Origin of the sequence: Tahibacter caeni (genome assembly GCF_024609805.1) — a bacterium.
GTDB classification, from domain to species: Bacteria; Pseudomonadota; Gammaproteobacteria; order Xanthomonadales; family Rhodanobacteraceae; genus Tahibacter; species Tahibacter caeni.
Window position 1 is genome coordinate 1 of record NZ_JANFVR010000266.1, and the last position, 6,708, is coordinate 6,708.

General features: G+C 70.0%; 4 protein-coding genes. 1 reads left to right on the forward strand and 3 read right to left on the reverse strand.

The window, feature by feature from the left end; genetic code table 11:
* Positions 1–51: 51 nt before the first annotated feature.
* Together NON22_RS18195 and NON22_RS18200 are read right to left on the reverse strand one after the other, a co-directional pair.
* Positions 52–882, reverse strand: a complete 831-nt coding sequence (locus NON22_RS18195; RefSeq protein WP_257388371.1) for a CheR family methyltransferase — start codon at positions 880–882, stop codon at positions 52–54.
* Positions 883–922: 40 nt separating this feature from the next.
* Positions 923–4,549, reverse strand: a complete 3,627-nt coding sequence (locus NON22_RS18200; protein ID WP_257388372.1) for a response regulator — start codon at positions 4,547–4,549, stop codon at positions 923–925.
* Between the two features lie 433 nt (positions 4,550–4,982).
* On the opposite strand from NON22_RS18200, the gene NON22_RS18205 reads away from it, so the two are divergent.
* Positions 4,983–5,243 (forward strand): hypothetical protein, encoded by a 261-nt coding sequence (locus tag NON22_RS18205; RefSeq protein ID WP_257388373.1) that lies wholly within the window; start codon positions 4,983–4,985, stop codon positions 5,241–5,243.
* A gap of 119 nt (positions 5,244–5,362) precedes the next feature.
* On the opposite strand, the gene NON22_RS18210 is transcribed toward NON22_RS18205, so the two are convergent.
* The coding region (locus NON22_RS18210) for a multicopper oxidase family protein (RefSeq protein WP_257388375.1) at positions 5,363–6,708 on the reverse strand (1,346 nt) is incomplete at its 5' end.

Consider the following 6,708-nt stretch of genomic DNA (forward strand, 5'->3'; position numbering starts at 1 on the left):
CGATGCGCCGCGGCCGCGGCCGCGGGGCTCAGCCGCCGCGGCGGGCGCTGCTCACGGCAGCCGTTCGAGCTGGAAGATGCGCAGGCGCGGATCGATCGCGCGGAAGTCCTGCGCCGCGCGCGCGAACGCGATGTTCTCGCGCGTGCCCAGGCACAGGAAGCCGCGCCGCACGAGGCTGTCGCGGAACAGCTCGAGCACGTGGTTCTGCAGCGGGTCGGTGAAATAGATCAGCACATTGCGGCAGAGGATCAGGTGCGCTTCGCAGAACACGCCGTCGCAGACGAGGTTGTGGTTGGCGAACGTCACGTTGCGGCGCAGCCGCGCGTCGATCGTGATGAGCTCGTAGCGCGCGTGATAGTAGTCGGCCAAAGAATGCCGGCCGCCGGCCGCGAGGTAGTTCTCCGAGTACAGCCGTGCCTCGCGTGCCGGGAAGATGCCCTCCTGCGCGCGCGCGATCGCCGCGTCGCTGAAGTCGGTCGCGTAGATCTGGCTGCGGTCGTAGAGGCCGGCTTCCTCCAGCAGTATCGCGAGCGAATAGACTTCCTGGCCGAACGCGCAGCCGGCCTGCCAGACGTTGATGCGCGGGTACGAGGCCAGCAGCGGCAGCACCTCGTCGCGGAGTTTGCGGAACACCGGCGGGTCGCGGAACATCTCCGACACCGGCACCGACAGGCCGGCGATGACGGACGGCAGCAGCGCGTCGTCGCGCAGCACGCGCGCGGTCAGCTCGCCGATCGTCGCGCTGTTCGTGCTCTGCAGCAGCGCCTGCACGCGGCGGCGGAACGAAGCGCGCGCGTATTCGCCGAAGTCGTAGCCGTGGCGCAGTTTCAGCGCGCGCACGAACAGATCGAGCTCGACTTCCTCGACCTCCGGCCGCGCCATCAGGATGCCTCCGCCCGGCCTGCGCACACGCCGCGCTCCCTCACCGCTGCAGCCAGACGCGCATCATCGACAGCAGCTTGTCGATGTCCAGCGGCTTGGACAGGTAGTCGTTGGCGCCGGCTTCCAGGCAGCGGTCGCGGTCGCCGCGCATGGCCTTGGCCGTGATCGCGATGATCGGCAGCCGCGCGAGCGCCGGCCGCTTGCGGATCTCGCGGATGGTCTCGTAGCCGTCCATGCCCGGCATCATGATGTCCATCAGCACGAGCTGGATCTGCGGATTGTCGTCGAGCTGGCGCAGCGCCTTCATGCCGTCCTGCGCCATCAGCACGTTGAGTCCCTTCGCGCGCAGGGTCTTGGACAGCGCGAAGATGTTGCGCATGTCGTCGTCGACGACGAGCACGCTGCGGCCGCTGAGACTGCTGTCGAGCTCGCGTGCGACGGCGTGGTCGCCGGGCTTGCGGATGCTGTGCAGGAACAGGCGCACCTCGTCGAGCAGGCGCTGCGGCGAACGCGCGCCCTTGATCACGATGCTGTCGGTGAACTGGCGCAGGCGCAGGCTCTCGTCGCTGGACAGGTCGCGCGCCGAATGGATGACGACCGGCGGCGTGCCGTCGAGCTTGGCGTACTCGTCGAGGAACTCGAAGCCCGACATGTCGGGCAGCTGCAGGTCGAGCACGAGGCAGTCGAAATGGCGCTCGCGCAGCGCGTCGAGGCCGTCGCGGCCGTTGACCGCGTTGTCGACCTGCACCGAGGCCGAGGCGAGCATGTTCTGCACGACGAGGAACGAATCCATGTCGTCGTCGATGACCAGCACGTGGCGCAGGCGGCCCTGGTCGTTCGCGAGCAGGCGGTCGAACGCCTCGGCCAGCGCCTCGCGCGGCGCCGGCTTGGTCAGGAAGCCGACTGCGCCGAGCTCGCGGCCGCGCGCCGATTCGTCGACGCCGGAAATGAAATGCACCGGTATTTCCTGCGTGCTCGGATTCGCGCGCAGGCGGCGCATGACGGCCCAGCCGTCCATGCCCGGCAGCAGCACGTCGAGCAGGATGCCGTTCGGGCGGAACTCGGCGGCCAGCGCCAGGCCGCTCTCGCCGTCGCCGGCCGCCAGCGCGCGGAAGCCCTTGGCGCGGATCTGCTCGACGAGCACGCGCGCGAACAGCGGGTCGTCCTCGATCGTCAGGATCACCGTGTCGCCGGCGCGCAGCGCGCCGCGGTCGTCGTCGATCCACGGCGCCGGCGTGCCGCGCGGCAGCGCGACGGACTCATCGGCCACGGCCGGCGTCGCGAGCAGCGGCGCCGCGGTTTCGGCGGCGCTGCGCGCGCGCGCCTCGCGCGGCAGCAGCACGGTGAAGCGGCTGCCGCGGCCTTCGACGCTCTGCGCGAGAATGTCGCCGCCGAGCAGCTGGGCCAGGCGCCGCGCGATCGACAGGCCCAGGCCGCTGCCGCCGAACTGGCGCGACGTGCTCGCGTCGACCTGCTCGAACACGCCGAAGATCGCCGCGAGCTTGTGCGCCGGTACGCCGATGCCGGTGTCGCTGACGACGACCGCGAACAGCTCCGCGGCCGGTCGCTGCAGAATTCCTGCGGCTTCGGGCGGGCAGGAGCCGAACGCGACGCGGACCTCGCCTTCGCGCGTGAACTTGATCGCGTTGCCGACGAGGTTGCCGACGATCTGGTCGAGCTTGGGCGCATCGCCGTACACCGGCTCGGGCAGCGCCGGGTCGACGTCGACGTGGAAGCCCAGTTCCTTCTCGCGCGCGAGCGGCCGGTACGTGCGCATGACGTTCTGCGCGACCGCGGACAGGACGATCGGCTCGATCAGCACGTCCATCTTGCCGGCCTCGATCTTGGACAGGTCGAGGATGTCGTTGATCAGGCGCAGCAGGTTGCTGCCGGCGTCGAAGATCACGCGCGCCGACTCGACCTGGTCCGGCGCGAGGCGGCCGTCGTCGTTGTCGGCGAGGCTGCGCGAGAGGATCAGCATGCTGTTGAGCGGCGTGCGCAGCTCGTGCGACATGTTGGCGAGGAAGTCGGACTTGTACTGGCTCGCGCGGGCCAGCTCCTGCGCCTTGTGCTCGGCCTCGCGCTGCAGGCCCTGCAGCACGTCCTTCTGTTCGTTCAGGGTCTCGGTCTTCTGGCGCAGTTCCTCGTTGGAGGCCTGCAGCTCCTCGGCCTGCACGCGCAGTTCCTCTTCCGAGGCCTGCAGGCGCTGCTGCTGTTCCTCGAGCTCGACGGTCTTGGCCGAGAGTTCGTCGTTGGCGCTGCGCAGTTCCTCGCGCTGCACGCGCAGGGTTTCTTCGGAGGCCTGCAGTTCGCGCGCCTGGGCCTGGCTGCGCTGCAGCAGCTCCCGTGTGTGGAGCGCGCGGCTCAGGTTGTCCAGGCTCAGCGCGGCGATCGGCAGCACGTCTTCGAGCAGTTGCTGCTGCTGCGCCGTGAACGGCGCGAACGCGGCGAGCTCGACGACGCCGAGCAGATGCTGCTTGAGCAGCAGCGGCAGCGCCGTGACGCTGCGCGGCGCGGCCTCGCCGCTGGCCGAATGGATGCGCACGTAGTCGTCCGGTACCGGCGCGAGCACGATGCCGCGGCGCTCGCGCGCGCACTGGCCGGTCAGGCCTTCGCCGAGCGCGTAGCGCGTCTCGATGTGGCGGCGCTCCTTGAAGCCGTAGCCGCCCGTACGCAGCAGCTGCGCCGCGTCCTCGTCGTAGCGGAAGAACGCGGCGACGCCGGCGTCGAGGCGCCGCGCGAGCTCGGCGCAGAGCGTGTCGGCGAACTCGTCGACGGCCGTGCAGCGCTGCAGGCTCGCGCCGATCTCGCCGACCGCGGTCTTGTTCCAGTTCTGCCAATAGGTCTCGATCGCCGCGCGCTTGAACACGTCGAGCGCGCGCGCCATCGCGCCGACCTCGTCGCGGCGCTGTTGCTGCGGCACGACGACGTCGTGGTCGTGTTCCGCCAGCCGCGTCATCAGGCCGGTGAGCTCGCGTATCGGCGCGACGATGAGCCGGCCGGCCAGCCACAGCGCGAGCACGACGACCGCGACGCCGAGCACGAGCAGGCCCAGCACCGTGGCCTCGGTGACGTTCGCGGCGTTCTCGAGCTCACCCGTGCGCGACTGCAGGTTCGCGTGAGCGGCGTCGTCGACGTCGGCGAGCAGCTGCAGCAGCGGCTGGCCTTCGCGCCGGTCGAGCTCGCCGAAGCGCTGGGCGAGCCCGTGCAGCTCCGCCATGCGCGACGATCCTTCGGCGACCTTGGCCAGATCGCCGAGCAGCGGCTCGATCACGCGCGCGGTCCAGTCGCGCTGGCGTTGTTGCGCCTGCACCGCGCGGGCGCCGAGCGCCGCATCGGCGTTCGTGCGCGCAACGAGCTCGGCGAAGCCCGCGTCGAGTTCCTTGCGCGCGGCGGTCACGGCCGCGGTGGCGCCGGGGCTGTCGGCGAGCAGGTCGTAGACCGTCGTTTCGACGCGATGCATCGCATTGCGCACCGCCTGCACCGCATCGATGACGCCGACGGCCTGCTGCAACGTGGCGCGCGCGCGCGCCTGGTCGCCCAGGGTGACGAAGATGCCGACGCAGGCGCCGACCAGAGTCAGCAGCACGCCGGCGAAAGCCAAGGCGAGCTTGCGCTGGATCGACAGATCCGCGAGCCAGGAAGATTCCTCGCGCTGCTCTTGCATGACTCGTCCCCGCATTCCGTTGCCGCTCCCGCGATCGGAGCAGGCCGGCCGATCTACAGGCGATGCGGACGCCGGCGGCGACCGCGGGTCGACTGACGCCGATAGTATCGGAAACGCCGGCGGCGACGCTGCGCAGCGACAGGCGGGCGTATCGATCGGACCATGCAGCAGGCGCGGACGAAGCCGGCCGGCCGCGGCGGCGGCCGGCAGCCGGGAGGCGAAGCGCGCCGCAGTGCCCGTTCCGGGCGGCGCCGGAATCGCTCTCGGACCGACGGCTGCGGCGGGGCCCGGTCGCGGCGGTTCGTCGCGCCGCCGCTTTCGCGACTCGCTGCCAGGAGATGGCCTGCCGCCGTGACGGCGGAACGATTGAGCCCGCCGGCGCGTTGTGGTACCTAGGGCGTCTCAGGGTAAACAAAGAAACTTGGTGACAAAAATGAATATCGTGAAGTTCAGAATATCGCTGGCCTTCGTCGTGTTCGCTTTCACCGCTGCACCGGTATCCGCTTCGTATATCTGGGTCGAAGGTTTCGGGCAAAACGCCAACTACGATCTGGCCTATGCCGACGCCGTCGCGATGGGCGAATCCGACTGCGTCGACTTCGGCGGCAACCCGACCATCTCGACCGTCTACGATGCGATCCACTACCCGACGTTCTGGTGGGTCAACACGCTGACGCGCTGCAATTTGCCATAGTCGTTGATGTCCAACCGCCGGGCCGGGCCTCGCGTCGCGCGAGACCCGGCCCGGCCGCCGTTCGCGAGGCCGGGTATCCACGGCGCGACGGCGCGAACGCACGCCGTCGATACCCGCGCTCAGCCGGCGCGATGGCCGTGATGCGAAGGGCCGGTGGGTTCGACCGGCTCCGGCGCGGCCGCCTTGGCCGAATCGTAGGGCCGACGCCGGTGCGGCTGGCCGAACTGCGGATCGCGGCTGACGCGGCGCGCGACGGCGCCGTCGGGGTAGCGATACGGACCGGGGTCGCGATAGTCGCCGGGCGCCTGATCGTCGCGCACCTTGACCACGGTGAACATGCCGCCCATCTCGATGGGCCCGAACTGGCCTTCGCCGGCCATCATCGGCAAGGTGTTCTCGGGACCGCGCATGCCCATCGCGACGTGGCTGCTGTGCTCGGACATGCCGTCGCGGCCCATGGCCATGTAGCCCGGCAGCAGCGCGCGGATCTTCTCCTCGACGCCGCGCTGGTCCACGCCGGTCGGGTTCGGGATCTCGTGGCCCATCGGGCCCATCGTGTGATGCGCCATGTGGCAGTGCAGCGCCCAGTCGCCGGGCTCGGTCGCGACGAACTCCAGATCGCGCATCTGGCCCACGCCGACGATCTCGGTGACTTCGCGGCGCCATTGCGACTGCGGCCAGCGGCCGGCGTCCGAGCCGGTGACCCAGAACGGATTGCTGTGCATGTGGATCGGATGATTCCACATCGAAAGATTGCCGATGCGCAGGCGCAGCCGTTCGCCGGTGCGCATGACCAGCGGATCGATGGCCGGAAACACCTTGGAGTTGAAGGTCCAGAGGTCGAAGTCCTGCATCACCGACGGATCGGGCCGGTAGGTGCCCGGATGCAGCGCCCAGTTGTGCAGCAGGAAGGCGTAGTCGCGATCGATCGCCACCTCTTCGCCGGCGCGCGGATGGATGACGAACAGGCCCATCATGCCGAAGGCCATCTGCGTCATCTCGTCGGCATGCGGGTGATACATGTGCGTGCCGTGCTGCCTGAGCGTGAACTCGTAGACAAAGGTCTCGCCCGGTTCGATGCGCGGCTGGTTCAGGCCGGCGATGCCGTCCATGCCGTTCGGCAGGTCGATGCCGTGCCAGTGCACCGTGGTCGGCTCGTCGAGGCGGTTGGTCACGAACAGGCGCACGCGGTCGCCTTCGACGGCCTCGATCGTCGGACCCGGCGTCGTGCCGTTGTAGCCCCAGCACTTGGCGCGGCAGCCCGGCGCGAATTCGTGGTCGACTTCCTCGGCGACCAGATGGAATTCCTTGACGCCGCCGTTCATCCGGTAGGGCAGGGTCCAGCCGTTCAGGGTCTGCACCGGCGTATAGCCCTGCGCCGTGCGCCTGGCTGCCGCTGCCGCTGCCGCTGCCGGCGCCGCCGCCGCGCCGCCGGCGGGCTGCGCGCGCGCGGCCTGCGCGGCCG

What these genes read in the sequence shown, in the direction of transcription:
- NON22_RS18195 (WP_257388371.1), bottom strand. Translation starts at nt 882, where the DNA reads ATGGCGCGGCCGGAGGTCGAGGAAGTCGAGCTCGATCTGTTCGTGCGC.
- NON22_RS18200 (WP_257388372.1), bottom strand. Translation starts at nt 4,549, where the DNA reads ATGCAAGAGCAGCGCGAGGAATCTTCCTGGCTCGCGGATCTGTCGATC.
- NON22_RS18205 (WP_257388373.1), top strand. Translation starts at nt 4,983, where the DNA reads ATGAATATCGTGAAGTTCAGAATATCGCTGGCCTTCGTCGTGTTCGCT.